At 54.4% G+C, this 26277-nt stretch carries 29 protein-coding genes and 1 riboswitch; of the genes, 6 read left to right on the forward strand and 23 right to left on the reverse strand.

Annotated features, from left to right (window positions below; genetic code table 11):
* Positions 1–63 precede the first annotated feature (63 nt).
* The 7 genes from ACTID9_RS15705 to mnmA form a co-directional block, all read right to left on the reverse strand.
* On the reverse strand, positions 64–1350 hold the full coding sequence (locus ACTID9_RS15705; protein ID WP_441065398.1) for a LysM peptidoglycan-binding domain-containing protein: 1287 nt from the start codon (positions 1348–1350) through the stop codon (positions 64–66).
* Positions 1351–1412: 62 nt separating this feature from the next.
* Positions 1413–1718 (reverse strand): thioredoxin family protein, encoded by a 306-nt coding sequence (locus ACTID9_RS15710; RefSeq protein WP_441065399.1) that lies wholly within the window; start codon positions 1716–1718, stop codon positions 1413–1415.
* A gap of 19 nt (positions 1719–1737) precedes the next feature.
* Complete coding sequence (locus ACTID9_RS15715) at positions 1738–2433, reverse strand: hypothetical protein (protein WP_441065401.1); 696 nt, start codon at positions 2431–2433, stop codon at positions 1738–1740.
* Positions 2434–2703: 270 nt separating this feature from the next.
* The gene (gene tnpA / locus ACTID9_RS15720; RefSeq protein WP_441065058.1) at positions 2704–3174 is read right to left on the reverse strand and encodes an IS200/IS605 family transposase; all 471 of its coding nucleotides are present in this window, start codon (positions 3172–3174) and stop codon (positions 2704–2706) included.
* A gap of 166 nt (positions 3175–3340) precedes the next feature.
* On the reverse strand, positions 3341–3853 hold the full coding sequence (locus ACTID9_RS15725; protein WP_441065403.1) for an ACT domain-containing protein: 513 nt from the start codon (positions 3851–3853) through the stop codon (positions 3341–3343).
* Between the two features lie 31 nt (positions 3854–3884).
* The gene (locus tag ACTID9_RS15730; protein ID WP_441065405.1) at positions 3885–4211 is read right to left on the reverse strand and encodes a hypothetical protein; all 327 of its coding nucleotides are present in this window, start codon (positions 4209–4211) and stop codon (positions 3885–3887) included.
* 1 nt (position 4212) lies between these two features.
* Positions 4213–5316: a tRNA 2-thiouridine(34) synthase MnmA gene (gene mnmA / locus ACTID9_RS15735; RefSeq protein ID WP_441065407.1), complete on the reverse strand. Its 1104-nt coding sequence runs from the start codon at positions 5314–5316 to the stop codon at positions 4213–4215.
* A 230-nt stretch (positions 5317–5546) separates the two neighbouring features.
* Here mnmA and ACTID9_RS15740 point away from each other — a divergent pair, with 230 nt between their 5' ends.
* Positions 5547–6416: an AraC family transcriptional regulator gene (locus ACTID9_RS15740; protein WP_441065409.1), complete on the forward strand. Its 870-nt coding sequence runs from the start codon at positions 5547–5549 to the stop codon at positions 6414–6416.
* Positions 6417–6479: 63 nt separating this feature from the next.
* On the opposite strand, the gene tlp is transcribed toward ACTID9_RS15740, so the two are convergent.
* The 10 genes from tlp to ACTID9_RS15790 all read right to left on the reverse strand — a co-directional run bounded on the left by tlp (position 6480) and on the right by ACTID9_RS15790 (position 17641).
* Complete coding sequence (tlp, locus tag ACTID9_RS15745; protein WP_441065411.1) at positions 6480–6707, reverse strand: small acid-soluble spore protein Tlp; 228 nt, start codon at positions 6705–6707, stop codon at positions 6480–6482.
* Between the two features lie 62 nt (positions 6708–6769).
* Positions 6770–8392: an ABC transporter ATP-binding protein gene (locus tag ACTID9_RS15750; RefSeq protein ID WP_441065413.1), complete on the reverse strand. Its 1623-nt coding sequence runs from the start codon at positions 8390–8392 to the stop codon at positions 6770–6772.
* The gene (locus tag ACTID9_RS15755) at positions 8389–9282 is read right to left on the reverse strand and encodes an energy-coupling factor transporter transmembrane component T (RefSeq protein ID WP_441065415.1); all 894 of its coding nucleotides are present in this window, start codon (positions 9280–9282) and stop codon (positions 8389–8391) included. The genes ACTID9_RS15750 and ACTID9_RS15755 overlap by 4 nt, the downstream gene beginning before the upstream one ends.
* The gene (locus ACTID9_RS15760) at positions 9279–9941 is read right to left on the reverse strand and encodes an ECF transporter S component (protein ID WP_441065417.1); all 663 of its coding nucleotides are present in this window, start codon (positions 9939–9941) and stop codon (positions 9279–9281) included. Before ACTID9_RS15760 ends, ACTID9_RS15755 begins: the two co-directional genes overlap by 4 nt.
* On the reverse strand, positions 9938–10984 hold the full coding sequence (locus ACTID9_RS15765) for a DUF4430 domain-containing protein (protein WP_441065419.1): 1047 nt from the start codon (positions 10982–10984) through the stop codon (positions 9938–9940). The genes ACTID9_RS15760 and ACTID9_RS15765 overlap by 4 nt, the downstream gene beginning before the upstream one ends.
* A gap of 12 nt (positions 10985–10996) precedes the next feature.
* Entirely contained in the window at positions 10997–12523 is a 1527-nt protein-coding gene (locus tag ACTID9_RS15770; RefSeq protein WP_441065421.1) for an S-layer homology domain-containing protein, read from the reverse strand.
* Positions 12524–12641: 118 nt separating this feature from the next.
* Entirely contained in the window at positions 12642–14693 is a 2052-nt protein-coding gene (locus tag ACTID9_RS15775; protein ID WP_441065423.1) for an S-layer homology domain-containing protein, read from the reverse strand.
* Positions 14694–16046, reverse strand: a complete 1353-nt coding sequence (locus ACTID9_RS15780; RefSeq protein WP_441065425.1) for a hypothetical protein — start codon at positions 16044–16046, stop codon at positions 14694–14696.
* Between the two features lie 166 nt (positions 16047–16212).
* Positions 16213–16404: riboswitch (cobalamin riboswitch) on the reverse strand.
* Between the two features lie 50 nt (positions 16405–16454).
* A complete protein-coding gene (locus ACTID9_RS15785; protein WP_441065427.1) occupies positions 16455–16796 on the reverse strand; it encodes a DUF952 domain-containing protein in 342 nt (113 codons plus the stop codon).
* Between the two features lie 29 nt (positions 16797–16825).
* Positions 16826–17641: a thermonuclease family protein gene (locus tag ACTID9_RS15790; protein WP_441065429.1), complete on the reverse strand. Its 816-nt coding sequence runs from the start codon at positions 17639–17641 to the stop codon at positions 16826–16828.
* Positions 17642–17960: 319 nt separating this feature from the next.
* Here ACTID9_RS15790 and ACTID9_RS15795 point away from each other — a divergent pair, with 319 nt between their 5' ends.
* Positions 17961–18308, forward strand: coding sequence for a YkgJ family cysteine cluster protein (locus ACTID9_RS15795; RefSeq protein ID WP_441065431.1), 348 nt, complete (start codon positions 17961–17963; stop codon positions 18306–18308).
* 18 nt (positions 18309–18326) lie between these two features.
* Here ACTID9_RS15795 and ACTID9_RS15800 read toward each other — a convergent pair whose 3' ends face one another.
* Positions 18327–19220 carry a sugar phosphate isomerase/epimerase gene (locus ACTID9_RS15800; RefSeq protein ID WP_441065432.1) on the reverse strand — a complete coding sequence of 298 codons (894 nt, stop codon included), beginning with the start codon at positions 19218–19220 and terminating at the stop codon, positions 18327–18329.
* Positions 19221–19333: 113 nt separating this feature from the next.
* Here ACTID9_RS15800 and ACTID9_RS15805 point away from each other — a divergent pair, with 113 nt between their 5' ends.
* The 3 genes from ACTID9_RS15805 to ACTID9_RS15815 all read left to right on the forward strand — a co-directional run bounded on the left by ACTID9_RS15805 (position 19334) and on the right by ACTID9_RS15815 (position 21466).
* Positions 19334–19837 carry a Gmad2 immunoglobulin-like domain-containing protein gene (locus tag ACTID9_RS15805; RefSeq protein WP_441065434.1) on the forward strand — a complete coding sequence of 168 codons (504 nt, stop codon included), beginning with the start codon at positions 19334–19336 and terminating at the stop codon, positions 19835–19837.
* Between the two features lie 111 nt (positions 19838–19948).
* Positions 19949–20137, forward strand: a complete 189-nt coding sequence (locus ACTID9_RS15810; protein ID WP_441065436.1) for a CDGSH iron-sulfur domain-containing protein — start codon at positions 19949–19951, stop codon at positions 20135–20137.
* Between the two features lie 345 nt (positions 20138–20482).
* Positions 20483–21466: a quinone oxidoreductase family protein gene (locus ACTID9_RS15815; RefSeq protein ID WP_441065438.1), complete on the forward strand. Its 984-nt coding sequence runs from the start codon at positions 20483–20485 to the stop codon at positions 21464–21466.
* Positions 21467–21560: 94 nt separating this feature from the next.
* Here ACTID9_RS15815 and ACTID9_RS15820 read toward each other — a convergent pair whose 3' ends face one another.
* Entirely contained in the window at positions 21561–22424 is an 864-nt protein-coding gene (locus ACTID9_RS15820; protein WP_441065440.1) for a MurR/RpiR family transcriptional regulator, read from the reverse strand.
* A 260-nt stretch (positions 22425–22684) separates the two neighbouring features.
* Between ACTID9_RS15820 and ACTID9_RS15825 the strand changes: the two genes are divergently transcribed.
* On the forward strand, positions 22685–23563 hold the full coding sequence (locus ACTID9_RS15825; protein WP_441065442.1) for a succinylglutamate desuccinylase/aspartoacylase family protein: 879 nt from the start codon (positions 22685–22687) through the stop codon (positions 23561–23563).
* Positions 23564–23616: 53 nt separating this feature from the next.
* Here the strand turns inward: ACTID9_RS15825 and ACTID9_RS15830 are convergent, their stop codons facing one another.
* The 4 genes from ACTID9_RS15830 to ACTID9_RS15845 all read right to left on the reverse strand — a co-directional run bounded on the left by ACTID9_RS15830 (position 23617) and on the right by ACTID9_RS15845 (position 26089).
* Positions 23617–24360, reverse strand: a complete 744-nt coding sequence (locus ACTID9_RS15830) for a hypothetical protein (protein WP_441065444.1) — start codon at positions 24358–24360, stop codon at positions 23617–23619.
* A gap of 202 nt (positions 24361–24562) precedes the next feature.
* Positions 24563–25285, reverse strand: coding sequence for a metal-dependent hydrolase (locus ACTID9_RS15835; protein WP_441065446.1), 723 nt, complete (start codon positions 25283–25285; stop codon positions 24563–24565).
* Entirely contained in the window at positions 25279–25683 is a 405-nt protein-coding gene (locus ACTID9_RS15840) for a carboxymuconolactone decarboxylase family protein (protein ID WP_441065448.1), read from the reverse strand. Before ACTID9_RS15840 ends, ACTID9_RS15835 begins: the two co-directional genes overlap by 7 nt.
* Entirely contained in the window at positions 25658–26089 is a 432-nt protein-coding gene (locus ACTID9_RS15845; RefSeq protein ID WP_441065449.1) for a MerR family transcriptional regulator, read from the reverse strand. The genes ACTID9_RS15840 and ACTID9_RS15845 overlap by 26 nt, the downstream gene beginning before the upstream one ends.
* Between the last annotated feature and the right edge of the window lie 188 nt (positions 26090–26277).

The raw sequence follows: 26277 nt of genomic DNA on the forward strand, positions 1-26277 counted from the left end.
AAAAGTCTCCTGCTGAATCGGAGACGAAATGTGTCAATTTCGATCGTAAACAGGCTTTTCTCTTCACACCCGCTTTGTCACCCGGAAGTTGGATTCGATCAGAAGCCAGTTTTGCGGAAACGGAAAACCGAGCCGCCAGTAACTGACGCCGCGGATGCCAAGCTCTTTGACCAATTGAAACTTGGCCTGAATGGACCGGGCATCCTCGAACCATACCTTGTGTTCCTTGCCCTCGTCATCGGTATAGCTGAAATGGGGAGCCTGGGCCTTGAGGTCGTACGAAATGGCTACCTGCTGTTTTCGCGCCAAGGCGATCGCTCCCTGCGGGCTGATCGCTTTCGCTTTTGTCCCGCGCACGAAAGGCAGCGTCCAGTCATAGCCGTACAAGTTTTGCCCCATCATGATTTTTTCTGCCGGAATCTCTGTTTTGGCATACTCCAGCACACGCCGTACCGAATTGATCGGCGATACAGGAAGCGGCGGCCCTCCGCTATAGCCCCACTCATAGGTCATGATGATGACAAAATCAGCGACTTCCCCATGCACTTTGTAGTCGTGTGCCGTATACCATTCTCCGGCCTGTGCAGCGCTCGTCTTCGGCGCCAATGCAGTGGAAAACAGCAAGCCTGCCTGGTGAATCCGAGCGGACGCTTTCCGCAAAAAACGGTTATACGCTTCCCGATCGTCCGGCGCGACGCGCTCAATATCAAAATGAACATCGCGGAAGTTTTGTTCTTCCGCCGTTTTCAAAATTTGCGCAAGCAGGCGGTCTTGCAGCGCTTCATCATGCAAAACGACATGCGCCAGCTCCGTGCTGAATTGGTCATTTTCCAGATTGATGACCACCATCGACATCGCCACACGGTGTTGCCGTGCGATCGCAAAAAAATCATCCAGCCCCGGCGGCTTCAGCGTACCGTCGCGTTGGATCGCGTACCCGGACGGACCGAGAAAGGTGAGGTGCGGCGCTGCCTTTCGCGTCTCTTCCTCTACCAGTTTGCTGACCCTGCCGTAATGGGTATCTGCATAGGCATATATATCCGCGCTGCGTCTTCTCCCTGGCGGAATGAACAGGCGCTGCCCAACGTTGAGCGGCCGGTAGATCGACATCCCGTTCGCCTCCGCAATTCGCGCCATCGGGATGCCGAACTGCCGCGAAATCTTGTAGAGGCTGTCACCCGATTTCACGGTGTAATATTCGCCGACGATCGGAATCACCAATGCTTCACCCACAACCAATTCATACGGCTCAGGAATTTCATTGGCATGGATGATCCGGTTCGGATTGATTGCAAACGTTTGGGCGATGCTGTTGACGGTTTCCCCCGGTGTTACCACATGGATTTGCATGTTCCTCCTCCTCGACATCTTCTATCTACCTGTATATGATGCGAGGGGAGAATGGGTGTCTATCACGACAAGAGCGCCATCAAGTCAATCACGGATTTCATGGCATATTCCTGCTTGCTCAACTCCCCTTGCCGAAAAACCATCAGGCAGGGAACGCTCTCGATTCGCCACCGCGACGCCAGCTGCGGCATCACATTGATGTTGCATTTGAACAGCGCTGCGCCGGGCAGCATTTCCATGACGACATGAAGCATCCGCTCCGTCGCCTTGCACGTGCCGCAAAGCGGCGTATACACGAAAAGCGCAAAAGAGGCCTGCTGGAAAGCGCGCATTTCCTCCAGCTGGTCATAGGTGAGTTCCTTGATCACAAAACTTCTCCATCCCTCATCAATCTTTGACTACGATCCGAAAGACGATCGCGTATTTTGCTTTTCTCGCATCTTCCTCAATCGAGCCGGTCGAGCTTAGGCTATGCTCATCTGTTGCCTGGAATCCCCAAACGCAAAGGCCTGTGTCCTCGCCAGCTTCTGCAGGGCCTTGCAGCGCCATCAGGCTCGAAAGCTGGAATGAGGGGCGCTTTTCTGCGGAAAATCGATTGGACACCGTACCATTTTCATCGGTGAGGGCGAATTTGATTTCGTAGCGCGGATGGTCGCCTTCAGCGCTTACCTCAGTTACGGCAGCAATCAGCTCGCTGTCATACGTGTCTTTCGCCGTCTCCCCCTGACGATTCAAAGGTGTTTCAGTGGTGACGAGCGTTTGTTTTTTTCTCCCGTTCTCCCACAGCTCGACATCCACGCTGAGCGTATTTTTGTTCCCTGTATAGGTGAATCTCACGCCGCCTGACATCGAGCCGACGAAAGGCTGGTACTTTTTCTCTGCGCCTGTAAAGAGCTGCTCCGGTTCCGCACGGATGATGCCTTTTGCCGGAATGCTCGTTTCCTTTGCCGTGTTCGATGCGGCCGGAATTGCTGGTACCGCCCCATTCGCAGGCGTACCGGGTTGCTTGGTATCTTGGTTCGTGCAAGCCGTAAGCAGCAATGCGGCTACCATCATCGCACACCATGCGCTGCGCAAGTTCATCGTGAATTCCTCGCTTTCTTCCAACGATCGAGGGTGAACACAAGCGTTTGCAGATTCTGGAATCATCATACCTTTTGACAGCACATGGCGCAAATTTATTTTGTACAGGGGAGAACGACGGCGAGGCAACGTGCAGCAAAGTCATAACCACCGGCTTAGCCGGTGGCTTCCATTAGCCCTATAAGGGCATGTTGCAAGCGGGCGCCTCCAAGGCGCACTGAAAGTCTGCCAACCGCGTGCTACCACAGGCTGGCCCTTAAAAGGGCTACTTTACCTGCCCTTTTTTACCGACTCACCCGTAAACGGGTCAATCATCTCTTTCATCGTTAATTGTTCATAATTCTTGTCCTCCACCATTTGGTTTCGAATGTATTCTTCAATCACTTTTTTGTTTCGACCTACCGTGTCCACATAGTATCCTCTGCACCAAAATTGTCGGCTTCCGTATCGATACTTCATGTTTGCAAACTTATCAAAAATCATAAGTGAGCTTTTCCCCTTTAAATAGCCCATGAATTCCGACACACTTAGTTTGGGAGGGATGCTTACCAGCATGTGGATATGATCCACGCAGGCCTCCGCTTCAACAATTTCTACTCCTTTTCGTTCACATAGTTCCCGAAGGATTTTTCCTATTTCTCGTTTTAGTTTGCCGTAAATTACTTGTCTACGGTATTTTGGAGCAAATACAATATGGTATTTGCAGTTCCATTTTGTGTGTGCTAAACTGCTGTTGTCCATCCTTTGTCCTCCTTGATTTCATGTGAGCGGTTGGCAGACCAGTTCTCATGGTATCATCGAGTTCAAAGGATCACCACTTATAGCTATAAGCTTTCTGGAACCCCCAGTCGAACTGGGGGTTTTCATTATACAATAAAAAGACCGGCAATCGCCGGTCCTCTGCTGGTTATTGCAACGACACAACGCGGGTGACTTGCGGCAATCGCTCAAGCTCCGCCAGTACAGGCCCCGGAATCTCTTCGTCCGTCACTGAAATGAGCAGGGCCATTTTCCCTTTTTGTTCGCGTGACACATTCAATTTGGAGATATTGATTTGGCTTGCCGCCAAAATGCGGGATACATCGGAAATGACGCCGGGGTAGTCTGTATGGTACACCAGCACGCCGTGCGAACCAGGCGTGATGCGGCATGTGCTGTATCCGATCTCGCTGATGTAGGTTTCACGATAATCGCGCGCAAACGTATATTTTTGGCTGCCTACCTTCAGCACAGCCAGATGATTGGTGTATTCGCCTGAACTGTACTGGACGCTTACCTCGGCATTCAACCCTTTTTTCAGGGCGCTCGTGATTTCGTCGCGATGTTCATGCGCCAAAATCGTCAAGACGGCACCTTCCACTTTCGGCTCGAAACGGTGGATCAATTGTCCCAATACGGTCAGACCTGCAAACTCAGTCATTTATTCGTGCGCCCCCTCTTCCCCATGCAGGCTACTCATCGATTTTCCAAGCTTCCGGTTCTTGCTTGATGGAGGAATGATTGATGGCACAGTACCAAGCCGTCTTGGTTCCTCCATTTTTTGTATATGTGATTTTGTAGACGTTATTCCCTTTGCCCGCCTGTTTGAACGGACTGGTGTCCGCTTCCACGACTTCAATCAATTTGACGACGCCGCCATGTTCGCCGATGACCCGGGTGATCTCTTGCTTGTGCACGCCTTCGATGTTTCGGACGGCCATGAAGCCGGTGTACCCGACCAACACGGCGAAGGTTACCAGACCGATTACGAAAATCTTTGATTTGGTCGTTGCATTCACACTATCCCAATCCCTTCACTTGATCGATCGTACCTCCGCCGAGGCACTCTTCCCCACGATAGAAGACGACGGCCTGTCCCGGCGTTACTGCTTTTTGCGGTTTGGCAAATATCACTTCGCATGTTGCATCTTCGCGCAGATGTACGGTGACCTCCTGATCGGGCTGGCGATAACGGAACTTCGCTGTACAGGTGAAAACTTGTTCTTTCGGGCGATCGCTCACCCATGACACGTTGGTGGCAAGCAAGCTGGTTGAGTAGAGGCGCGGATGGTCGGAGCCCTGCCCCACAATCAGCCGGTTGGTTGGCAAGTCTTTGTCGACTACGAACCACGGCTGGTTGTTGTCGCCAAAGCCGCCCCCGATTCCAAGCCCTTGGCGTTGGCCGAGCGTATAGTACATCAACCCGTCATGACGGCCGATGACCTCGCCGTCCACGGTGACGATATCACCTGGCTTCGCCGGCAAATAGTTGCTCAAAAATTCGCGGAAATTTTTCTCGCCGATGAAGCAAATGCCGGTGCTGTCTTTCTTTTTCGCAGTCGCAAGCCCAGCGCGCTCCGCAATTTCGCGCACCTGCTGCTTGGGCAAGTGCCCGATCGGGAACATGGTTTTGGCCAGCTGCTCCTGCCCCAGCACATTGAGGAAGTATGTCTGGTCTTTGTTTTGATCCACGCCGCGCAGCAGCTTGTACTCCCCGTCGATTTGCTCGACACGTGCATAATGGCCGGTCGCGATATAATCTGCGCCCAGATTCATCACTTTGTTGAGCAGCTCGCCGAATTTGATCTCACGGTTGCACATGACGTCCGGATTCGGCGTGCGCCCTGCCTTGTACTCTTCCAAAAAGTATTGGAATACCTTCTCCATGTACTCTTTTTCAAAGTTGACGGTATAGTAAGGGATACCGATCTGGTCGCATACGCGGCGCACATCCTGGAAATCCTCTTCCGCCGTGCAATGACCGAATTCATCGGTATCATCCCAGTTTTTCATAAAGATGCCGATCACATCATAGCCCTGCTCTTTGAGCAGCAAGGCCGAAACAGAAGAATCGACGCCGCCAGACATCCCGACAAAGACGCGCGTCTCTTCAGGTCTTTTCATAGAAAACCCGCTTCCTTTCTCTCTTACATAAGCTTGCCGGCTATCAATTTGAAAGCCACCTATAAGCTTATCATGTTTTACGCCGAAAAGCATGTTCGGATGCACGGTTTGGCCCTCTCAACATGCAATTTCTTCACCGCCCGGCACAAAAGTCGGCACACAAAATCAAAAAACCGGCAGGAAGATACGCTACAATGATGGAAAAAACAACCGCGGAGGCGCTAGTTCCCATGGATTATTATCAACGCATCCAAAACGCTGTAGACTTTATCGAGGGCCATCTGCAAGATCAGTGCGGGATTGCCGAAATCGCGGCAGCGGCTTGCTTTTCTCCTTTTCATTTTCAGCGCCTGTTTCAGGCGATCACCGGTTTTTCCGTACAAGCCTACATTCGGCAGAGACGGTTGACGGAAGCGGCCCTGCAGCTGAAAGAAACCGACGCCAGCATCCTCGAAATCGCACTCGGTGCGCAATACGGCTCGCAGGAAGCGTTCACGCGCGCTTTTGAGAGCTTGTTCGGCACAACGCCGGCAAAGTACCGGAAGGAATCGCTCCCGCTCGCGCTGACCGGCAAAATGGATTTCCTGTCCTTTCAAGACCGCTTGACAGGCGAGTTGGCGATGAACAAACCCGCGATCAATCGAATGGACAGGCTGTTGATTACCGGTTTTCCGTATCACACCACGCTCGCAGATGAGCGGTATTTTTCCGAAATCCCGCAGTTTTATCACGATTTCGGCGCAAACGAGCGCTATCTGCACGTCCCGCACAGAAAAGCGCCCGCGATCTCGTACGGCATCTCGTATGAGTTTCAGGATGATGGCCGCTTTTCCTTTCTGGTGGGCGAGGAAGTGGAAACGTTCGTCGAGCCGCTCGGGCATGGTCTGATCAACATGGAGCTTCCTGCAGGCACCTATGCGGTGTTTACCGTTAACGGCTCGGTGGAGCTGGTGCAAAATACGCGGAGATACATCTATGGCGTGTGGCTGCCTGCCGCCAATTACGAGCGGGCGGATGGCCCGGATTTTGAAGTGACGGATGTGATGCGCTCCCTCTATCCGCACGCCATGCGGATGAAAATTTATATTCCGCTCGCTTGACTCCCTCCCCCAATAAAAAACACCTGCCGATCACAAAATCGGGCAGGTGTTTTTTGGCCGAACCTATTCAGCGGTGCTTTGGCTTGTTTCGTCCTTGATTTCTTCCGTGAAGCCTTGAATGCTTTCTTCACGGCGCGCGTTTTTCGCCTCGAGATTCGCTTTCTCCTCTGCGGAAATCTCATCCGCGAACTCATTCAAGTACGCTTTCGTCTCGCGAATGTTCTCCTCCGCGTTGTGCTTCATCTCGGTCAGTTTTGCCGCATTGTCAGAACGATCATCAGGCTTTGCCATTCGTAAGACCTCCCAGTTTCATTTGCACCATACCCGCATAGCTTGTGCCCAAACAACTGGAATTATGTATCGCCATTTGCAGATCGATACAGTTTGTACACCTGCGGCATGTACGCAAACGAACGGCGGAACACGCGCTCTGGAGCGTCGTCTGCCACCAGTTTGCCGCGATGCAAAATGAGCACGCGATTCGCAAACTGCGCGGCGAATTCCACATCATGCGTGATGATCATCACAGCCGGGATCGCCAGCTCCGCCAGCAGTTCGATGAGCGTCTTTTTTTGCTCGGCATCGAGGCCACGCGTCGGCTCGTCTAGGATGAGGAACGTTGGGCGCGCCGGCACCACCAGCGCCAAGGCCAGCCGCTGCTTTTCCCCGCCGCTCAAATCATGTGGATGGCGACTGCGATAGGCCAACAGCCCTAACCGATTGAGCAGATCCGTTTTTTGCCGCTCCCGTTCCTCCCCTGTCAAGGAAAGCTGGGCCAAGGCGAAATCGATCTCCCCCTCGACGGTATCGTGCAGGAAATAGTCATTTGGATTTTGCGACAAATAACCGATCCGTTTCCAGGAATCTTCCCAAAAGACCTGTCCAATCGGCTGTTGCTCCCAGCTCATCTCGCCTGCACGCTTCTGGATCGCTCCGCACAAAAGCTTGGCCAGCGTTGATTTGCCGGCGCCGTTTTCCCCGAGCAGCGCGATTCGGTCGCCGCCATGGATGGTAAGTGACAGATCGGAAAGGACAGCCTCCTGATCGGGATACCCGGCTTTTATCTTCTGTACTTCGTAAAGAACCGGCTGGTTTTCGTCCGATTGCTGTTGATTTGAGCTTGCGGCATGATGGCCGTGATATTCCGGTGCTTTTGACACCAAAGCGCGCGCCGCCTTGACCGTAAGCGGCAGGTTGCCGTCCATGCCAAGCTCGATCAGATGGCGGGTGACCGGCGGCAAAAACAGCCGCCAATTTGTGTGCGATAGCGTCTCCTTGACGAATTCGTCCGGCGTTCCATTGAACGCGATCCGCCCCGCTTCAAACAGCAAGATGCGGTCGGCCAGATGGAAGCATCGCTCGATCCGATGCTCGCTGATCAAAACGGTCAGTCCCCATTCCTCATTCAACCGCCTGACCGTCTGCAGCACCTCTTCCGCGTGGACGGGGTCGAGCTGGGAAGTCGGCTCATCGAGCAAAAGCAGGCCGGGATACGGCGCCAACGTGCTGGCAAGCGCGATGCGCTGCTTTTCCCCGCCGCTTAAGTCAGCGGTTTTTTTGCCGATTTGTTCATTCAAGCCGAACAGCTGGCTCATCTCGGCGAGCCGGCTGTTCATCTCCGCTTGCGGGACCGCCAAGTTTTCCAGGCCGAATACAAGCTCCCGCTCCACCGTCTGCAGCAACAGCTGACGCTCCGGATCTTGCTGCAAAAAACCGGTGCGGCGGACAATCTCGCGCTGCGATAACGCTTCTAACGGCTGGCCGTTCAACGTGATCCGGCCTGCGATGCTGCCACCGTAAAAGCGCGGCACCAGGCCGTTGATCGCTCGCAGAAACGTTGACTTGCCGCTCCCGCTCGCGCCGAGCAAGAGCACGAATTCCCCCTGGTTGACCGACACGTTGCTATCGATAAGCGACATTGCGTCCGCTTGCGGATAGCGGTATGAAAGATGTTCGATCGAAAGGCTAACGCTCATGTTGTCTCCCTCCTTCCCAACACATAGAGCGGCACGAGCCAGCTTGCAACCATCAGGAGCGCAAACAAGGCGTCCCCGAGCAGGTCATGAAACGCAAAGCGCGGGTAATAGTCGATCCGGCCAAAATCCAGCCATTTGCCGAAAAGCGCAAACGCGAACACGATCCCGGTGACAATCATGCCGAGCGCTTCATGCGAGGCGATCGTTTTGGTTTTGTACGAGCTGCGCGGTCCGCTGCCAAAGCCGCGCGCATACAGCGTTTCCGCCGACTGCCACGAGCCCTCCAGCGCCTGGTACAGCAGCGGGCGCAGCAAAAACAGGTAAAAGCGGATTTGCGCCCGTTTTCCCTTGCCGCGTGGGCGTATCCCCCTCAGGTACGCCGTTTCCTTGATTCGGGAAAACTCCGCCAACAGAAAGGGAAACATGCGAATGGCCAGTGCGGCAGTGAGCACAAAGCGAGGCGCCACTTTGGCGAACAAAAGCAAAAAACGGTCATGGTCGACAAACTGCTGAAACATCCCGGAGAGCGTCAGCAAAATCGCCAGCCGGATCAGCCCCATGCACGAGTACGCAAGCTCCTCGAGTGTGAAATCGAGCCGCCCGATCAACGGGACGACCGGACCTTTCCACAAAAATGTGACTCCGTTCGTCGAGAACAAGGCGTTCACGAGCAAAAAGAACGGCGCCATCACAAGAAGCATCCGAAACAGCGGCATGATGGCAGGCAGAACCCGCTCACGCCTGGCCCAGCCGAGTAAAAACAGCAGTTGGCCGATCAGCATGAACGGATGCTCCCACACAAAGGTCAAAATGCCTTGCACAAAGAGAAAGAAGGCGATAGCGCCTGGATGAAGCTGTTGCCAGCGTATCGGCGGATTGTGCACGCTCACCCGCTCCCCTCCTTGGCAAACAGGCGGGTGACGATCAGCTTTTGGTGATAGCGCACGAAAATTTTCGCGAAAGCAACTGCGAACATGCTGGCAAACAAGAAATTGCCAGCCGAATGGGCGATGTCGAATGCGAGGCTTTTCACATTCAGCGCGACAAAGCTTTGCCAGCTCAAGAAACCAAGCCCGATGAACATCCAAAAGTTCATGATCCAATCGAACAAAAATCCCCAGATCGTGCAGACCGCGATAAACAGAAACCGTCTTCCGCGCGTCGCCAGCAGTTGGCCTGCCCCGCGGCTTTCCTTGCTTTCAAAAAAGCGGCTGAGCAGGCCGCCGGATACGCCCGACAATCCCCACGCAAACATTTGCCAAATCGTCCATGGCCCTTGCCCAAGATACATGTTGGACAAAACCGCAGCGATGACGCCGGTCAAAAATCCGACCCGCAGCCCAAACACATAGCCGGTGAGCATCACCAAAAAGGTCGTTGGCTGCACATTCGGGATCACGGAGAACGGAATGCGCGCAATGGCCGCGACTGCGCCAAGCGTGGCGGTCACCGCGATCACCTTTTCGTCCATCCGCGACTTTTCAAACAAAAGGAGCAAGATCGCGGAAAGGGAAAGGAGCAAAACCAATGTGAGCATCGCTACATTCATGGGGTTCCTCCCACAGGAGAAGCGAGCGGAAGCCGGAGCGATTCCTGAGCGTCCTGCAAAAGCCCAAACGCGTTTGCCCAAGGCGCATCGGCTGTCTGCCCTGCGGCAATCGTCTGCACGATGCGCGCTACCGCATCCGGTGAGTTGCCGCCGACAAACCAGAGTGGCTTCCGCGTTTCCGGATGAACGGTCGCGACGATGGCACCGGCTTCCGGTTTGACATCGGTTTTGACGACCTTTCCGCCAAGGTCGGTCGCCTCAATCCCGTTTTTGGTGAAATGGGCGAAAACGCCGTACATCGCTTTTTGCTCCCACAGCTTTTGATAAAAGGCAGAGTCTGCATACGCCCTGGATTCGCCGAGCACAATGAGCGGCTGTCCTGCCGTGAAAAGCTGCTCGTTCCATGCGACGGCTTTCGTTTCCGCCTGGCGCACGGCGGTGAGTGCTTTTGCGAGCTGATCCGCCTGTTCCTGCAGCCCGGGCGCATACATAACGGTGAGTGACATCGCCTTGTTCGTTTTTTCATCGCGCTGCACAAACGGCTGCGGATACACCCCGATAAGCGCAGGCGCACTCGTATCGAATGCCCACCTGTGGTAGTCCCAGGTGATGACATCGCCGGTTCGAACCGGATATTCGCCTGCACCGATGTCGGACATGACGCCGTTCACATAAAAAAACCAGTCGATCGGCTTGCTCTTGCTGTCGCCTGCTTTATACGCCGATGCGAGCCCGTTGATGGATTCGACGAAGCTGCCGTTATACGTCGTCTTGACATCGCCGCCCGCGCGCTTTAACACGTCCATGACCGTGTCGCCTTGCGAAATGGGAACGGCCCGTTTCATCAGCTGCTCTGTGCCGTAATCGCGGGTGATCACCAATGTGGCAGAGGGCGTGCCAGGCGGCAGTTCCGGTTCCGTGCTCGGTGCTGCCGCCGGTGTGTTTTGCGGTGCATGCGCCCCGCGGTACCACATCATGCCCGCTGCCGCTGCCCCCAGCACAACCACCACCAGGATGAGCAGCAACCATTCTTTCCGTTTCATCCTTTTCACTCCTTACCTGACTGCGAGCAAACGGTACAGCAGCGCTGCAGCCTCGGCCCGCGTCACCGCTGCTTTTGGTACGAATTGCCTGGAAGCGGTCGCACCCAGCAGCTTTTGTTTTTGCAGCACTTTGACGTCCTGCACCGCCCAGCTGCTCACACGGGCCCAATCGACCGGGACCGTACCAGCGCCGCTGTATGTTTTGGTCCATTTGTATTTGGTCGCGATGCGTGCCGCAATCGACGCCATTTCTTCCTGGGTGATGCCTTGGTCAGGACGGAACAAGGAGCCGCTTCCTTGCATCAAGCCGAGTGCCGCCGCTTTTTCGACGTACGGTGCGGCCCATCCTGACTGCGGTACATCCGCGAATTTGCCCTGCGGCTGCGCGACCGGACCCTCGCCGATCGCTCGCAGCAGCAATACGGCGAACTGCGCGCGCGTCACCTGCTGGTCCGGACTCATCCGGGTCGCCGTCACCCCTTGTAGATAGCCGTTTTTCACCAAATAGCTGATTTCGCCAAATGCCCAGTGCGAACGGTCCAAATCGTACAAATGCGCGACTTTTCGTTGGCCCGCCGATTCGCGCAGCTTGATTACGTACGGCCCGCCGCGTTTCACATCCGAGATGCCGAGCATCGCCTGCGCGGTGGCGATTTGATTGGAAGGACCGCCTTTCGTATGGCTGAACGTGCCATCTGCCTTTTGGTACGAAAGCAGATTATCGACCGTACTGCCTGTTCCTTTTTTCCAGCTCTCCGGATTTTCGCCCCATGCGATCAACGCGGAGATGACGGTTGCCACGGATTCGACGTTGGCTACCCCGCCATCGGCATAGCCCCCGCCGTCTTTTTGCTGCGTACGCAAAAAGGCGAGCGCTTTTTTCACCGGCTGCTCCTCTTTGCTCATCCCCAACGCCTTGAAAGCAATCAGTGTCATCGCCGTCATGTCGATGCCGCCTGTCTTGCCCTCGGTGGCAAACTGGAAGCCGCCGTCCGGAAGCTGTTTGGACACGAGCCACGCTTTCGCTTGCTTGGCGCGCGGGATTTGCTCGCCTGCCGCATACAGTGCGATGATGCTCCACACATGGGCATTGATCAGGCTTTGTCCGGTGCCATCCATGCTGTCGGCAAACTTGCCGTTGGCGAGCTGGACGTGCTGAAGGCGAGCGATCAGATTGACGCCGCCGAATTGGGACGGGTCTTCCCCTGAAGCGCTTACCGCCATCGCAAAACGGGCATAATCCGTTGTTTTGCGCAAATCGAGCGATTCCAATCGGTTGTGCAGCTCGGTTTGCCAGCGGATCGAACCGCCCCACTCGGAGGTTTGCACATCCTCGCCCAAAAGTGACAGCGCGATTAACGTCCAATCATCGATCGCCGCCGTTCCTTTGTTTTTGTATGCATGGGCGACAGCCTGCACCGCTTTGGCTGCAGCCTGCTCGACCTTGCTTGAAGCCGCTTCTGCCAGCGGCATCCATGCAAGCAATGCGGCCATCACCCCTGCTGCGCCTGCACGCATGATCCTTGCTGCCATGTTCATTGTGACATTCCCCTTTCCGATGTTTAAAAAATGACGCGTCCCCTCAAGCGATTTGCACGCGAAAACGGGAAAAGTAGGCAGCAAAAAATTCGCCACCTACTTTCGTTCTTCCCTTGCTTTACTCCTGCAGCATGCGATAAAGCGCAGCCGCTGCTTCCGCACGTGTCAACGGGGCAAGCGGGTCAAAGCGGCCATCGGTTCGCCCCTTCATCCAGCCGCGTTCGACGACCGCTGTAACGGACGATTGCGCCCAACCCGGGATGGACGATTGATCGCGGATCGGGCTTGGAGCTGCCCTATTGCCTACCTTGCTCTCCCCAGCAGCCTGTGCCAGTGCGTACGCAAACTCCGCTCGGCTGATCGGCTGATCTGGCGCCCCAATCGAAGCGGGCAAATTCGCTGTATGACCGTCCGGCATCACGCGGTCCACAAGCGCCAGCGCCTCCGAACGCTTCAACCATGCATGCCAGTCAAACCGCGATTCGCTGCGTCCATGAATCACGCCGATTGTGGCCAGCTTCCCGATCGCTTCCTTTGCCCATTGATAGCTGGCTGGCAGCTGCACCACATCGTCAAACGCAACCAGAGGAACGGATGCAAAAAACAGATCCCCGCCCGCACGCAGCCTGGCTGTCACATCTTGCGGGTCGTTTTTCACCAAAATCGGCTGCACGGTCCACGGATCGGTGTCCTTCGCGCGTGAAAAGAGCACCGGGAGCGATTCGCCGTCAACCGCCGTATTTTTCTCCCATCTCAACGCGATTGCGGCATCTGCCCCCGGGTTCAAGCTCACCCGGTACAAATCCGAAAGCGGGATGATGTCGCCAGAAAGCGTGCTCAGCTGTGCCGTCGCTAAGTGATCGTCATACCGTTTGGCAATGAACTGCAGCTGTTTTCCTTCCTCGCCTGCATCACCGGACGGCACGAGATCCGTGCGCCAGCCCGGTTTCATCACGCTGATTCTGGCGTTTGCTCGGCGTACCGTTTGCCACGCATCCGGCGTTATGCTCAATTGCCATGTATGATAATTGTCTTTATCGCTCATCGGGATGACGAGCGTCGGCTTTAGCTCATTGAGCAGACCTTTGTACAGCGTCCAGTTGGCCAGACGCTCCGTTAGCCTTTCCAAAACGTCGCGCTGGTCGGCCAAGAGCGGTTTTGCCATGGAGTCTGCAAGCTCCTCGGCAAGCGTATCGCCGACAGGCTTCGTTTGCAGATCGTCTTTTTTCACCATGCCGGCTTTTTCGTATGCGGCTTGCAAAACCAATGCCACATCGGGCACATACGCTTTTTGCTTTTCGGCTGGATTCTCCGCCAATGAAATCAATAAACTGTCGATAATGTCGACAAGCTCTTCCGGCTTTGTGGCAAAACCGATTTGGGACATCGCCTTGTCCATCTCTGCGCTGGCCGACGTCCGGTACAGCGAGGTCAGTTCGCCCGCCGCTGTGCTGCCGCCCTCGGAGTTGCCGAAATCGGTCGTGTATACAAACGTTACGGTGTCCTTGTTATCCAGCTTGTAACGGTCGATCGGCATGGGCGGCTGCTCGCCGTTGACCAGGTAAATCCAGCCGCTTCCGGCGCCTTTGTCGAACTCGGCGAGATTGTTGATGCTTTTGACATAGACATCATGTCCGTCTCCATCCGCATCGACGATTTCATACGGAATATCGTTTTCGCCACAAATGTATGTGAGCAGATCGTATGCGCTTGCGCCGTCTTTCATGTGAACCGTTTTTTGCGCCAAAATGACTTCTTTGTCTACCCCGGTGATGCCTGTAACGATCTCCAGCTTCGTTTTTACCGGCGGCTTCGCTTCCACGATTCTGAAGGAAGCCGTCGCTTGTCGGGTCGAATACAACGTTGCATGTGCCGTACCGGTCGCGGTCCAGTCGGGAGCGCCAAGCTCAAGCGAAAACGATTTGCCGCCACCTGCCACCTCTTGCGCGTAAATGATTTGGCCTTGGGAATCGGTAATGAGCAAGGGGACCGGGCGGGCATCATCACTGCTTGTATGCCCGCTGACCGCGATGGTATCCGATGTTTGCATGGCCGAAATGGCTGCCTCCGCTGTTTGTGCGGGCGCCGCTTGCGCCGGTATGCCTGCGCCGAGACAAAGAAAGGCTGCCAGCATACCGGACCATGCTTTTCTCCATATTCTGCTTCTCATCTATTTCACCACGAGTTGGAACGTGACCGGATCTTTCGCCGTTTCAGGCTGGGTGGACAAGCCGTACCAATAGTTGAGCTGGACCGTATACGTACCTTTGTCCAGGCTGAATCCTGCCGTCAGCTGCTTCGCCGCACCGTCCGCCTCGACCGTCACAAGCTGCACCACTTTTTTGTCTTTTTGCACCTGTACGAGCACAGCCACCGGCTTGCCTTCTTTCGCCACATCCGCAACGTTGGTGCGCACCAGTACCTGGCCGGCATTGACGGTGAACGCATTTCCGGACGGCTTCGTTTGCGTGCCCTTTTGCAAGCTTTCCAGGCCGGCGTACACTTCCACTTTGCCGCTCAAATCGATCGTTGGCACATACGCTTGCAGCGCTTCTTTGTCCTGATCGGACAGACGCTGGTAGGCGCTGTCGCCGTTATTCGCCGAGGCGAGCGCGAGCAGCGCGAATTTGGTTGTGTACGGATTCGCTTCACCCGGTGTCCAGGACGCTTCAAAACCGCCGTTTTTCACCTGTTTGGCGAGCAAATAGTCGACGGATTTGACCCACGGGCCTTCGAGCACATCCTCGCCCGCAGCAGACAGGCCGATCAGCACCTGGCTCGTCGTATCCGGACTGCCGCCGGCGAAACCGTCGTAGTACGATCCGTCTGTTTTGTCCTGCCCGGCTTCCAGCTCCGCGATAATCTCTTTTTCCGCCTGCTTCACACCCGCTTCATCGTCCACGAGCGGCAGCGCGCTCAAGGCAAATCCAAGCTCGTCGAATTTGCTTTTGTTTTTGTCGTTTTCGTAATCGTCATAATGATCCAGCAAAAAGGCCACCGCTGCATCGCGGTCATAATCGTAGTCGTACATTTCCAGCGCGATCATGGAATAAACATGATTGGCGATCGTGTATGTATCGTCACCCATTTTCCCGGATTTCTCCTGCAGGTCGGCGATTTCCTGGAGCAGGTTGACACCGTTGACATTTGTTGGGTCGTACCCATTCTTCATCAGCGCAATCGCGTATTTGGCGATTTCCCCGGCTCCTTTCGCCTTGAGCGCCGCCGGCACGATCGCATCGATTGCCGACTGGTTTTGCTTCGTCAGCCATTTGCGGTTGGTCAGCTTCTCCCCCGCTTCCGTGAGCGCAACCAGCTCCCAGTCAAAACCGTCGAACTTGTACGAACGATCGCGCTTGTAATAATAGTTGACCGCCTTTTTCATCGCGGTCGATACTTTTTTCTGCTCGTCGGATGCGGCTTGCACCTGAACCGGCTTTGCTGTCAGCCCTGCGGTCAAGACCAAGCCTGCCACGAGTGCCCATACAACGGACTTTCTTGAACGAACTGCGATACTGCTCATCATCTTCTCTCCTTTTTTCATGAGGCAACACGGCGCAACTGCAGGAGCAAGTTATCGAAACGGATGGCGGGGCATCCGCACCGAAAAAAACCCTCTTTTCCACATGTGAAAAGAGGGCATTGCAACCGTTACGTGCCTCCCCCTTTTGTCCATACCCGCAAAAGTGGCGAAATCGATTCGTTTGGCAGGTCTCCTGGCTTGCACATTCTCCGTTTTTTTCCGTCTTCCCGGCATCTTTTGCCAGTGACCCTTTCGTCGAAAAAAACGTCCGTGCTTACAGTAGCGGGGACTGCAGTGGATTTGCACCACTTTCCCTTTTCAATGGCATGCGCCATCACCAAAACGAATTCGTATGTCGTTAGGTTTTATTGTAGCGGTCGTTATACGGTTTGTACAAGAAAAAAGTGGTTACAAACGCTCGCCAAGCTGCCAGGAACCTGCTGCACGCGTCATTCTGCGCACGGCGACGATCGCATCCGTGTTGAGCGGACCATAAATGTGCGGATACATCAGTCCATCGGAAGCCTCTTCATACAGCAGTTTCGCTTTGATCTTGCTCTCATCGATTTCCAAAACGAGCAATCCTTCGGCAAACGCAGGGTAGACCCGGTTGGCTACCTTCACCAAAAGCTCGTCGCCTTTCGTCGCATGGATAAATCCTTCCGCCTCATAGGTACGTGAAACATACTCCGCTTTGTCCGCGTAGTTCGCCCAATACGTTTCCGGCACCAAGCAATAAATCGTTTCCATTCTCGCTCTCTCCTCTTCCCATTCAAGTGTTATTCGCAGGCAATCCCGTCTTTGTCGCCATCCATTTCAGGGCGATAGCCAGGCTCCCCTTTGTGTAACGGAGCTGCTCCGGCGGCACGGGCTTCCTTGCAGCTTGCATAATAAACCGACGTTTGTTTCGCTCCGGATGGGGGAACCGCTTGCTTTGACGGACTCGTTACATTGGGATTCTTCGATTCCTTTTTGCCCTGCTTCCCTGCCTCGCCGACCGCCTCGGGATGATAGCCGTCTTCACGGGCATAGTTTTCGACCGACCAGATGCCGACTCCTGCCTGCTGCGCTTTTTCCTGGATGGCCCGGTACCGGTCGACATACTTCACATTCGGCACATAAATATAAGCGACGCGGGCAAGCCCTTTTTCAAGCAGCATCTCTTGCACCGACTTGCCATCGATATAGATGTAATACAGATAACGGCCGTATTTGTCCGGTCCCGGGGATACATCCTGCTCCAGCTCGACGGTTTTATCCGTCAGAAGCGCTTTCGTGAAGTCGCTCGCTTCCTTTCCAAAAGGCTGCTCACCGAGCTTCGGGTGATGGGTTTCCGGCGTGTCAACCAGCAGAAAGCGAACCGTTTCTTCCTTGCCGTTGAGCTTCACCTTGATCGTGTCGCCATCGATCACTTGTACCACAGACGCTTTGATTCGATTCGTTTCGCCCGCTTGTTCAGCCTGTGCCGCTGGCGCCTCGGTCTGCTTGGCAGATGCCGGCGACGTCTGCGGGTTAGCCGGACTGCCGCACGCAGCCAGCAGCAAAAATACGCCCGCATACGCGGCCGCAGCCACGGCTCGTTTTCTTCCCATCATGCAATCTTCTCCTCATCATCGTTGTCTCGATCCCCTACAAGCTTACACAGAAAAAAAACCGCTCGCAAGCGAGAGGTTCGAGAGGAGGTAGTGTTTCATCTTATGCTTGTCAGTGCGACGGTAGACTTGCCCGCTTGCAGCGAATGAAAAAACAGTACGGTTCGCTGTGACAATCAGGAGAACATTTTCGCGAAATAAATCGTTGACAAAATTTTATATTTGTGTTATTATAAAATAATTTTCTATTTACAAAAATCCCTCTTCTTTTTATGATAGACATATTTCGACTAGAACACGCACGAGGCGGGAGGAAACCGAAATGGAACAATTACCTTGCGAGGGATGCAGAGGTCTCTGCTGCGGACCTGTTCCTGTGACCGAAACGGAATTGAAAAAAATCAAAAAAAGCATCAAAGCCATGCCGCAAAAAAAGCGTACGGCGCTTGCGAACCAGCAGCGCTTTTTCGGCACGTGCCTGTTTTATGACGTGGATCATGACCGATGCGGCATTCATGCGGTGCGGCCGGAGGTGTGCCGCATGTTCGGCTATTATAAAGAGATGGTTTGCTTTCGGATGCCGCAGCTCGCAACAAAAACGGATCGGCAAGTCCGCGAACGGCCTGTGGGGATTTTGAGCGTCGATTTCACCTGGCGCGATTTTAGCTGATCTCATCGATTGGGCGTTTCAGGACAACAATGAGTCGCACCACGCATAGCAAGCATCCAGTTCTCGCTCGGTGATCCGGTCCGACCGATGCTCGAACAGCACGTGTACCTGCGGGTTTTCATTACCGATGATGCGCATAAATCGTTCGATCGGCGCCCAACCTGCGGCCGGATCACAGCTCGGCAATGCGGGATGGTGATAGCTGCCGACCGGATCAAACCGGTTTACCGTCCACAGATGGACAAGGTACGAGTATTTCGCATAGCGCCGTAAAACAGGCTCAGCTTGAAAATACGGATCGATTAGCTCTTGCATGAACAACCGGCCCGTATCCAAACATAGTTTAATCGCTGGATACGCCGTCAGCAAATCCTCCAAAAAGCGGTCCTCGTAGATGTATCGATTCAATGCATCAAATTCCAGTACAGGTGTAAACTGGTAGTGCCGCCCTTTTTCGGACAACCATCGGAATAGCTGCTCCGTCCCACGCTGAAATGCTGAAATGCTCATCGCCCGTTCGCTGATGAATTCCGACGGATCGGCAAAACGCCACTGCTCCCAGTTTACCCGATCGTCCAAAATTACCGGCTTGGGGTAATGAAATAATACATATCGCGGCTTTATCATGGAAAGCTCCGCAAGTTCCTGCTCAACCTGGGCCATCGCTGCATGCCGCACGTGAAGATCGGGGGACAGGAAAAGTGCGTCGCGCCGAAACCCGTGGTCCCGCTGGCGAAACGGGTAATGCACACCGACGGAAAAACCGCCGCGCTCCGCTTCTTCCGCGAGAAGTTTTGCATCCTTATCAGAGTGAAACATACAGGCTTCCACGCCCCAAAATCCATCGCGAAAATCACGTTGCTGCTTTTTAGCATCGAAACCGCCGTACTGCCCGATCAAAAAACGCTGCATCTGTTTGCCTCCTTCTTTTCGCAATCAGCCATCGCCTTTAAAAAACACGTAACAAACCAAAGCCTGCGTCCGTCTCATAACCAACAACGACTTTTCGAAACGGGAGGTACACCATGAAAAAGCTTTTTGTCACCCTTCTTTTGCTCGGCGGTCTGCTTCAAGGCTGCGCTCCTGCGCCGGAACAATCGCAGCCGGCTGCCCCTGTACAGCCGGAAAAACCGGCAGAAACGCCAGCCGTACCGGCAGCGACTACACCCGAGACGCCAGCCCCGCAGCAGCCAGCAAACAGCTCTCCCGAGAAGCCGGAGGAGCAAGCGTATCATAACGACATTTTCAAAGATGTGACGGTCAAAAAAGTGAAAGCGGACACGTTTGAAGTAAAAGGAAAAGCGAAAGTGTTTGAAGCCGTGTTGAATTATTCCGTTGAAGATGGACATAACGAACTTGCAAAAGGGTCTGCAACCGCATCTGCCGGCGCACCGGAATGGGGCGATTTCAGCTTCACGCTGACCGTCAAAAAAGCCACGCCGAATTCCACCCTGATGCTGATTTTGTTTGAATCGAGCGCAAAAGATGGAAGCCGCCGGATGGAACTCCCCATCCCTCTCCCTGAGTAATATCGCATGCCACATGCCTTGGCGCGCCTGTTGGCGTGCTTTTTTCTTGGTGTCTTCCCTTTAGAATCGGCCCGTTCTGGAAAGGATAGGAATAGTCAGGAGGTGACGATCATGTCCGAAATCAAAGTGCTGGACAATGGGCCGCTGCTCGTAACAGGCGAGACGACTTTGCTGGATGGAGAAGGGAACAAGCTCGAAGGAAAAGCGCAACTGTATCTCTGTCGATGCGGCTTGTCTGCAAACAAGCCATTCTGCAATGGAGCACACAAAGGCAAGTTTGAAAGCGTCGTTCGCGCGTAATCGGCTGAATGAGTCAAACGAAAACAGGATGATCCTCACTTGCCAAGGGTCATCCTGTTTTCGTTTTCACGAACCTGTTCCCTTTGCCCCGATCGCGCCCGCAAGCTTCCTGAAATCGCCAAAATCGTTTGTGGTTGCTCCGTCATGCCCATCCACCCATTCCACCACTTTTTCCCTAGTGTACCTCTAGCCAGTGCTGTTCGTCTATTCCCGTTTCCCGTTCGCACTTGCGAAATCGTCGGCTTGCTACGGCCCGATTTTCAAGGCGTTTGATTGATCAAAGGATTTTTTTGTCAAACGGCGAAAATAGCAATGGTTGCAAGTATCGGATGGGAGGCGCACAAGATGAAAGCAGTCGTTGTCACAGATTTTGGTGGTCCAGAGGTTATGAAAGTCATGGATGTCGATTTGCCGGTGGTCGCCCCGAATCAAGTATTGATCCGCGTTGCGGCGACCAGCGTCAATTTTGCCGATATCAAATCACGGTATGGAAATTATCACGGCGCAACCAAGCCGCCTTTTATCCCGGGACTCGATGCTGCCGGCGTCATCGAAGCGGTCGGCCGTGACGTAGCGCATCTGCAGGTCGGCCAACGGGTGATTGCCTTTGCGAAGGCAGGCTCCTATTCGGAGTATCTTGCAGCGGATGAGGCGCTCACCTTCCCGCTGCCGGACGAAGTCGATTTCGCCACAGCGGCTGCGTGCCCGATCGTATCGTTCACGTCGTACAAGCTGTTGGCGGATGTCGGGCGGCTTGAAGCCGGTGAAACCGTCCTGATCCATGCGGCTGCAGGCGGCGTCGGCACAACCGCGATCCAGCTGGCCAAATTGCTCGGTGCCGGCAAAGTAATCGGCACCGTCGGAAGCGAACAAAAGATTGCCACTGCATTGGAGGCAGGGGCTGATCACGTCATTTGCTATCAGGACGGCTCGTTTGCCAGTCAAGTCAATGAGCTGACAGACGGCCGCGGCGCCGACGTGATTCTCGACTCGATCGCAGGCTGGGTGACCGAGCAAAGCCTCGACTGCCTCGCCCATTACGGTCGGTTGGTCCACTTTGGCAACGCTGGCGGCGAAGTGGGGCACATCAAAACGAAGGATTTGCATGCGAGTTGCCGCTCCGTCCTTGGTTTCAGCCTGGGCACGACGCGCAAACAACGTCCGCACCTGCTCAAAAGCGCAGCCGATCACGTCCTGCCATTTTTGGCCGATGGTCGTCTTGCCATGAAAATCGGCCGGGTGTTTTCGCTTGCTGAAGCGGCGCAAGCCCACCAACTGGTCGAGAGCCGACAAAGCTTGGGAAAAGTGCTGCTGGAAGTGAACCGATAAAGGATTGTGGGAAACGGGGGACAGCCGCTTACCGGAAGCGGCTGTTTTTTTTTGGGGTGCATTGAAAAAGAACGATTCCGCTCAAGCTTCCGCGCTATTCGATGAACACATCTTGACTGCTGTAAATGTGCTCCATGCGTTCCTGGCGGGCTTGCAGCGCGTCCCGATTGCGCGCTCCGATGCCGAGGCAAAGCAAATGCAGCATCGTTTGCACAGCCGCCATCGAACTATTGCCCGTATCGCCGTCGACATTCAGCTCCGTAACCAATGTGATGTCGCTGATGCGGCTGACTGGCGAAAGCAGACGATCGGTGATCGCAATCAGCCGGCTGCCCAACATTTTGGCCGCCTCTGCGATCTTGTAGGAGTCCTTCGAGTAGCGGGGGAAAGAAATGACGACGGCTACCGATTTTTCATTCATGCATGGGAGCTTTTCCAGCGCATTTCCGCCTGCGGGGCACAAATGCACATTTTCCCGAATCATCCCGAGCGTGAACGCCAACCAGTTGGCCGCCGCATGGGAGGCGCGATGGCCGATGACGAGCACATGGTCGGCCTCGCTGAGCAGCTCAACCGTGTGCCACAGCTGCCCATCGTTCAACTGCGCGAGGTTATGCTGCATGACGGCGATCTCATTCTCCATCGCGTGTCGGAATAATTGCTCCTCGCCGGACGATTGCGGTTTTTGCAGCCGGTTGGCAGCAGCCGAGCTTGCACCGAGCACGATCTGCTGCTGGATTCTCGCCTGCATCTCGGTAAAGCCGCTGAATCCGAGCGCGTACGACAACCGGATCACGGTCGTTTCGCTGACTTCTGCCTCGCGGGCGATTTGGACAACCGTATTGAAAGCCGCCTGATCCAAATGCTGCAGCAAATGAGCAGCCACTTTCTTTTGGGCGGCTGACAGCCCGTTGAATTTTTCTTTCACGAGTCCTTCAAAAGTGGAAGATTGCTGCATATGCTTTTCCCGTCCCTCCTGTAGCGCACAAGATGATTCCTTTTTACTATTGTGTTTGTGCCGGAATCTGTCAAGATGCTTTTCCCTATGCTTTTTGGCGGAGCCACTGTTGCTGTACAAGAAAAAGGAACCAGCGCCGCGCTGATGCCCAGACGCCACTCTCCCGACTCCAGATGACTCCTTCCTTTCCATCGACAGGAAATCGGACCGACGTTGCGGAATTTGTACTTGTCTACATAAAAAAGGAGGATTTTGCCCACATGCGTGACGTACGTTTTGAACAGGATTTGACCCGTTTTACCGTATACGAGTTTGGACAGAAACAAGGTCCGCGCGTCGCTATCACCGCAGCGATCCATGGCGATGAACAGACGGCCATCCACGCGGCCAATCTGTTGATAAAGGCGCTTGGCGACTTGACGGTCAATGGATACGTCAAGGTGATACCCGTCTGCAACCCGCCTTCTTTTCGCAACCGCACCCGTTTTTCCCCTTTCGATCATATCGATATGAACCGGATTTTCCCGGGCAGCCCGAACGGCGGTCCTACACACCAACTTGCCCACGCCTTGTGGCAAGGAACCCGTGACGTCGATTATATCGTTGATCTGCATTGCGTTGGCAACGGGGGCGCTACCTACACGCTTGCCTTGTATAAAGAATTTCCTGAATTGCGCGAATTGGCAGAAGCGCTCGCTCTCCCCATCATCATCCAATCGAGCGGGACGCGGGGCCAGCTGTTCGTGGAATCGTGCCATGCAGGCCAAAAGGCGCTGATCATCGAATTGCCGGCAGGACAGCCTGGGGGAACGATCGATGTCGCTGCTGCCGAGGAATGCAGCCGCGCCGTCATTCGCTACCTGCATCACCTGGGTGTGCTGTCTGCCTCCGTGCCAGGCCACCCCGTCACGTTCTATGATGAAATCACGACGCTGGTCGCCCAGGAGCCGGGCTTGTTCCTTCCTGCCGTAGAACCAGGCATCATTTGCGAGCGCGGGACAGCGTTGGGGACATGGAACGACACCCCTCTGCTCGCACCGTTTACCGGCGTGATTACAACGATCAGTCCAGCCCGTTATTGTTTTACCAGAGAAAGCTTGGCAGGCATCGCTCCGTTTGCAGAAATCCAGTCTTCGTAAAACAAGAAAAAACCTTGAGCAATCAAGGTTTTTTCTGTTCAGTGCGGGTCCGCTTAAAATCGCTCCATGTTGGCGTCCAATATGTACCCATCTACCGGGGAGATGTAGTACGTGGTCCCGTCGCAGTTGAACTCATAAAACTGGCCATATACCGAAGAGCCCTCCAGCGTTTTGGTCCCGACAAACTTGATCGAGGCAACCGGCTTATCATAGTACGGATAGCTTTTCATATAAACCGTTGCCTCTTCCGGTGTCAGCTCAAAACCGCGCTCGGGGATAGGCTCTGATTCTTTGGCGTCCAAAACCCAGCGGTCGCCGCTTTTCACAAGCGTGCTGATTTCATAGTAGCCGCTGTTCAGTTCATTGGCGAACCACATGGTTTTCACCTTGATCCGCTCAGCGGTTTGCTCCAAAATCGTCGTTCGCGCATCAAACGCGCCTTTTTCATAGTGGAACAAAAACAATTCCGTCAAGCCATTGCCTGCCGTGTAAAATTGCTGCAAATTCTCCTGATCGATAAAGGAATCTGTCATGATGCTATGTAGTTTGTTCCGGAACTCTTCAAAAGTCAGAGCCTTATCCTGCGCCTTCCCCAGCATGGCAAAATACTGGCTGGAAATTTCCAAAAGGCGGCCGGCAACCCATTCGACGCTTTTCTTCTCCTCGACAGGCGCTGGCACGGCTTGATCCTGCTGGATCGCTGCTGTAGCTGACTGTGCTGGCGGAACGTCGCTCTCTTTCGAACAACCGATCAAGAGGAGCGCGACGATTCCGACCAAGGATACGAATTGTCTCATAGCTTCCTCCCAAGTATGCGATGCTTGGATCATATCATATTTTACGCATATTTGGGTTCAAAACCGGAAAATTAATAAGAATTGCCCATCTTCACCCATCCATTTCAACCTGATTGGAAGCACGCTCCGCCGGAAGGACATCGAGCGTGCGCCTTGAACGGTTGACAGCCCAGGAGGAAGATGATTGGAGTGGTTTGTCATCCTATAACCAACCCAATGAAATGGTCCCTCCCGGCTCTACATCATGGACCGTGACGTCCGGCCGATCAGCGAGCAGTCGCGCCAGCTCGCTTGGACGGCCGGTCAAGAAATCTAGCACGCCGAAATGCGTCGGCATGACACGCTCGACATTGAGCAGGCGCACCGCCTTGGCCGCCTCGCGAGGAGACATCGTATACACATCCCCGATCGGCAGCAAGGCCAGCTTCGGTTCATACAGCTCCGCGATCAAGGCCATATCGCCAAACACATTCGTATCCCCCGCGTGATAGATGGTATAGCTGTTTTCAAAAGTGATGACAAAGCCCATCGGTTCGCCGCCATAGACGATCTGATCGCCATCCACATATGCCCCGGAATGATCAGCATGAACGGCCGTAACCGCGATTTCGCCCAGCTTGCGCGTTCCGCCTTTGTTGATCGGCAGCACTGCCGACAGTCCCTTTTTCTGGAGCAGAAACGCCAGCTCCCATCCCGCCACGACGGTCGCTCCCGTTTTCTCCGCAAGCCATACCGCGTCTTCCGCATGATCGCGATGCGCATGGGTCAGGAAAATGTAGTCTGCCTGCTCCATCTGTCGGATTTGCTCGGGGCACACCGGATTGTTTTTCACCCACGGGTCAATCAAAATCGTTTTGCCCCCCGGCGTCTCGATCAAGCAGCCGCCGAAACCGAGCCACGTGATGGTTCCTTGGGTCGTTACCATGTCGCTTGCGCCTCCTCCCCTTTTTCCTCCGCAAACACGTCCGCTGCAGCCGCAAGCCCGTTCAAAGCGGCTGGAAAACCCGCGTAAACCGCCATTTGCATCATAATCTCCTTGATCTCTTCCTGTGTACAGCCAACCCGTCTCGCGCCATAAATATGGACTTTCAGCTGTGGGATCGCATAGCCGAGCGCTGTCAAAGCAGCAACCGTCGCGATCTCACGCGTTTTTACATCCAATCCCGGGCGGCTGTAGACCGTTCCAAACGGAAATTCGACCAGCATCCGCTCAAAATCAGGCAAGATCGCCCGCAAATGATCCCGTGTGCGCGCTCCCGCTTCACCGACGATCTGGTTCATCGTCTCAAGTCCTCTTTCATAGGTGCTCGTTTCCCTCTTCATCGTGTACCGTCTCTCTTTCGTCGCCGTTTTGCAAATACGCTTCATAGTAGTCGATTTTTTCTCCGACCAATTCGATCAATGCAGCGATTTCGCGCTGCTGCTCAAGCAATGCTTGCTGATGGCTTTTCAAGATCGCCAGCCGCTGCCTCACCGGCTCCTGCGGCATGTTCCCCGCCTCCAAACGCTGGAGAATGCACCCTTCCTGGGTAAATGTAGCCATGCTCTCCAGTGACAATCCTGTTTTCTTGAGCGCGGTCAGAAAGAGCAGAAACTGAATGTCCGCTTCGCTAAAATCCCTGACCCCGCCTGCCGTCCGCTTGATTTTGGGAAACAGGCCGCTTCGTTCATAAAAACGGATGGTGTGTGCAGAAAGTCCGGTTCTTTCCGCAGCTTCTTTTATATTCATGCGTTGGAGCTCCCTTTGCCGTCGACTTGAACCTAGCTTACACCTTAGAGCTGTCTCTAAGTCAAGAGGATGCGTGCAAAAGGATTTTCGCCCATTCCTGTCAAATCTTTTTCATAGACATGCCTGGTGCTTGGCGGTGTGGTTACGACAACCGCCAAAGGGGTTGGTTCTGCCGTCTGTCATGTCGT

It is taken from the genome of Brevibacillus fluminis (assembly GCF_052072235.1).
In the GTDB taxonomy this organism is placed as follows: domain Bacteria; phylum Bacillota; class Bacilli; order Brevibacillales; family Brevibacillaceae; genus Brevibacillus_D; species Brevibacillus_D fluminis_A.

Bases quoted from the DNA above. Each gene is read 5' to 3' on its own strand.
- ACTID9_RS15705 (WP_441065398.1), bottom strand. From the start codon at position 1,350: ATGCAAATCCATGTGGTAACACCGGGGGAAACCGTCAACAGCATCGCC.
- ACTID9_RS15715 (WP_441065401.1), bottom strand. From the start codon at position 2,433: ATGAACTTGCGCAGCGCATGGTGTGCGATGATGGTAGCCGCATTGCTG.
- tnpA (WP_441065058.1), bottom strand. From the start codon at position 3,174: ATGGACAACAGCAGTTTAGCACACACAAAATGGAACTGCAAATACCAT.
- ACTID9_RS15725 (WP_441065403.1), bottom strand. From the start codon at position 3,853: ATGACTGAGTTTGCAGGTCTGACCGTATTGGGACAATTGATCCACCGT.
- mnmA (WP_441065407.1), bottom strand. From the start codon at position 5,316: ATGAAAAGACCTGAAGAGACGCGCGTCTTTGTCGGGATGTCTGGCGGC.
- ACTID9_RS15740 (WP_441065409.1), top strand. From the start codon at position 5,547: ATGGATTATTATCAACGCATCCAAAACGCTGTAGACTTTATCGAGGGC.
- tlp (WP_441065411.1), bottom strand. From the start codon at position 6,707: ATGGCAAAGCCTGATGATCGTTCTGACAATGCGGCAAAACTGACCGAG.
- ACTID9_RS15750 (WP_441065413.1), bottom strand. From the start codon at position 8,392: ATGAGCGTTAGCCTTTCGATCGAACATCTTTCATACCGCTATCCGCAA.
- ACTID9_RS15760 (WP_441065417.1), bottom strand. From the start codon at position 9,941: ATGAATGTAGCGATGCTCACATTGGTTTTGCTCCTTTCCCTTTCCGCG.
- ACTID9_RS15765 (WP_441065419.1), bottom strand. From the start codon at position 10,984: ATGAAACGGAAAGAATGGTTGCTGCTCATCCTGGTGGTGGTTGTGCTG.
- ACTID9_RS15770 (WP_441065421.1), bottom strand. From the start codon at position 12,523: ATGAACATGGCAGCAAGGATCATGCGTGCAGGCGCAGCAGGGGTGATG.
- ACTID9_RS15775 (WP_441065423.1), bottom strand. From the start codon at position 14,693: ATGAGAAGCAGAATATGGAGAAAAGCATGGTCCGGTATGCTGGCAGCC.
- ACTID9_RS15780 (WP_441065425.1), bottom strand. From the start codon at position 16,046: ATGAGCAGTATCGCAGTTCGTTCAAGAAAGTCCGTTGTATGGGCACTC.
- ACTID9_RS15785 (WP_441065427.1), bottom strand. From the start codon at position 16,796: ATGGAAACGATTTATTGCTTGGTGCCGGAAACGTATTGGGCGAACTAC.
- ACTID9_RS15790 (WP_441065429.1), bottom strand. From the start codon at position 17,641: ATGATGGGAAGAAAACGAGCCGTGGCTGCGGCCGCGTATGCGGGCGTA.
- ACTID9_RS15795 (WP_441065431.1), top strand. From the start codon at position 17,961: ATGGAACAATTACCTTGCGAGGGATGCAGAGGTCTCTGCTGCGGACCT.
- ACTID9_RS15800 (WP_441065432.1), bottom strand. From the start codon at position 19,220: ATGCAGCGTTTTTTGATCGGGCAGTACGGCGGTTTCGATGCTAAAAAG.
- ACTID9_RS15805 (WP_441065434.1), top strand. From the start codon at position 19,334: ATGAAAAAGCTTTTTGTCACCCTTCTTTTGCTCGGCGGTCTGCTTCAA.
- ACTID9_RS15810 (WP_441065436.1), top strand. From the start codon at position 19,949: ATGTCCGAAATCAAAGTGCTGGACAATGGGCCGCTGCTCGTAACAGGC.
- ACTID9_RS15815 (WP_441065438.1), top strand. From the start codon at position 20,483: ATGAAAGCAGTCGTTGTCACAGATTTTGGTGGTCCAGAGGTTATGAAA.
- ACTID9_RS15820 (WP_441065440.1), bottom strand. From the start codon at position 22,424: ATGCAGCAATCTTCCACTTTTGAAGGACTCGTGAAAGAAAAATTCAAC.
- ACTID9_RS15825 (WP_441065442.1), top strand. From the start codon at position 22,685: ATGCGTGACGTACGTTTTGAACAGGATTTGACCCGTTTTACCGTATAC.
- ACTID9_RS15830 (WP_441065444.1), bottom strand. From the start codon at position 24,360: ATGAGACAATTCGTATCCTTGGTCGGAATCGTCGCGCTCCTCTTGATC.
- ACTID9_RS15835 (WP_441065446.1), bottom strand. From the start codon at position 25,285: ATGGTAACGACCCAAGGAACCATCACGTGGCTCGGTTTCGGCGGCTGC.
- ACTID9_RS15840 (WP_441065448.1), bottom strand. From the start codon at position 25,683: ATGAAGAGGGAAACGAGCACCTATGAAAGAGGACTTGAGACGATGAAC.
- ACTID9_RS15845 (WP_441065449.1), bottom strand. From the start codon at position 26,089: ATGAATATAAAAGAAGCTGCGGAAAGAACCGGACTTTCTGCACACACC.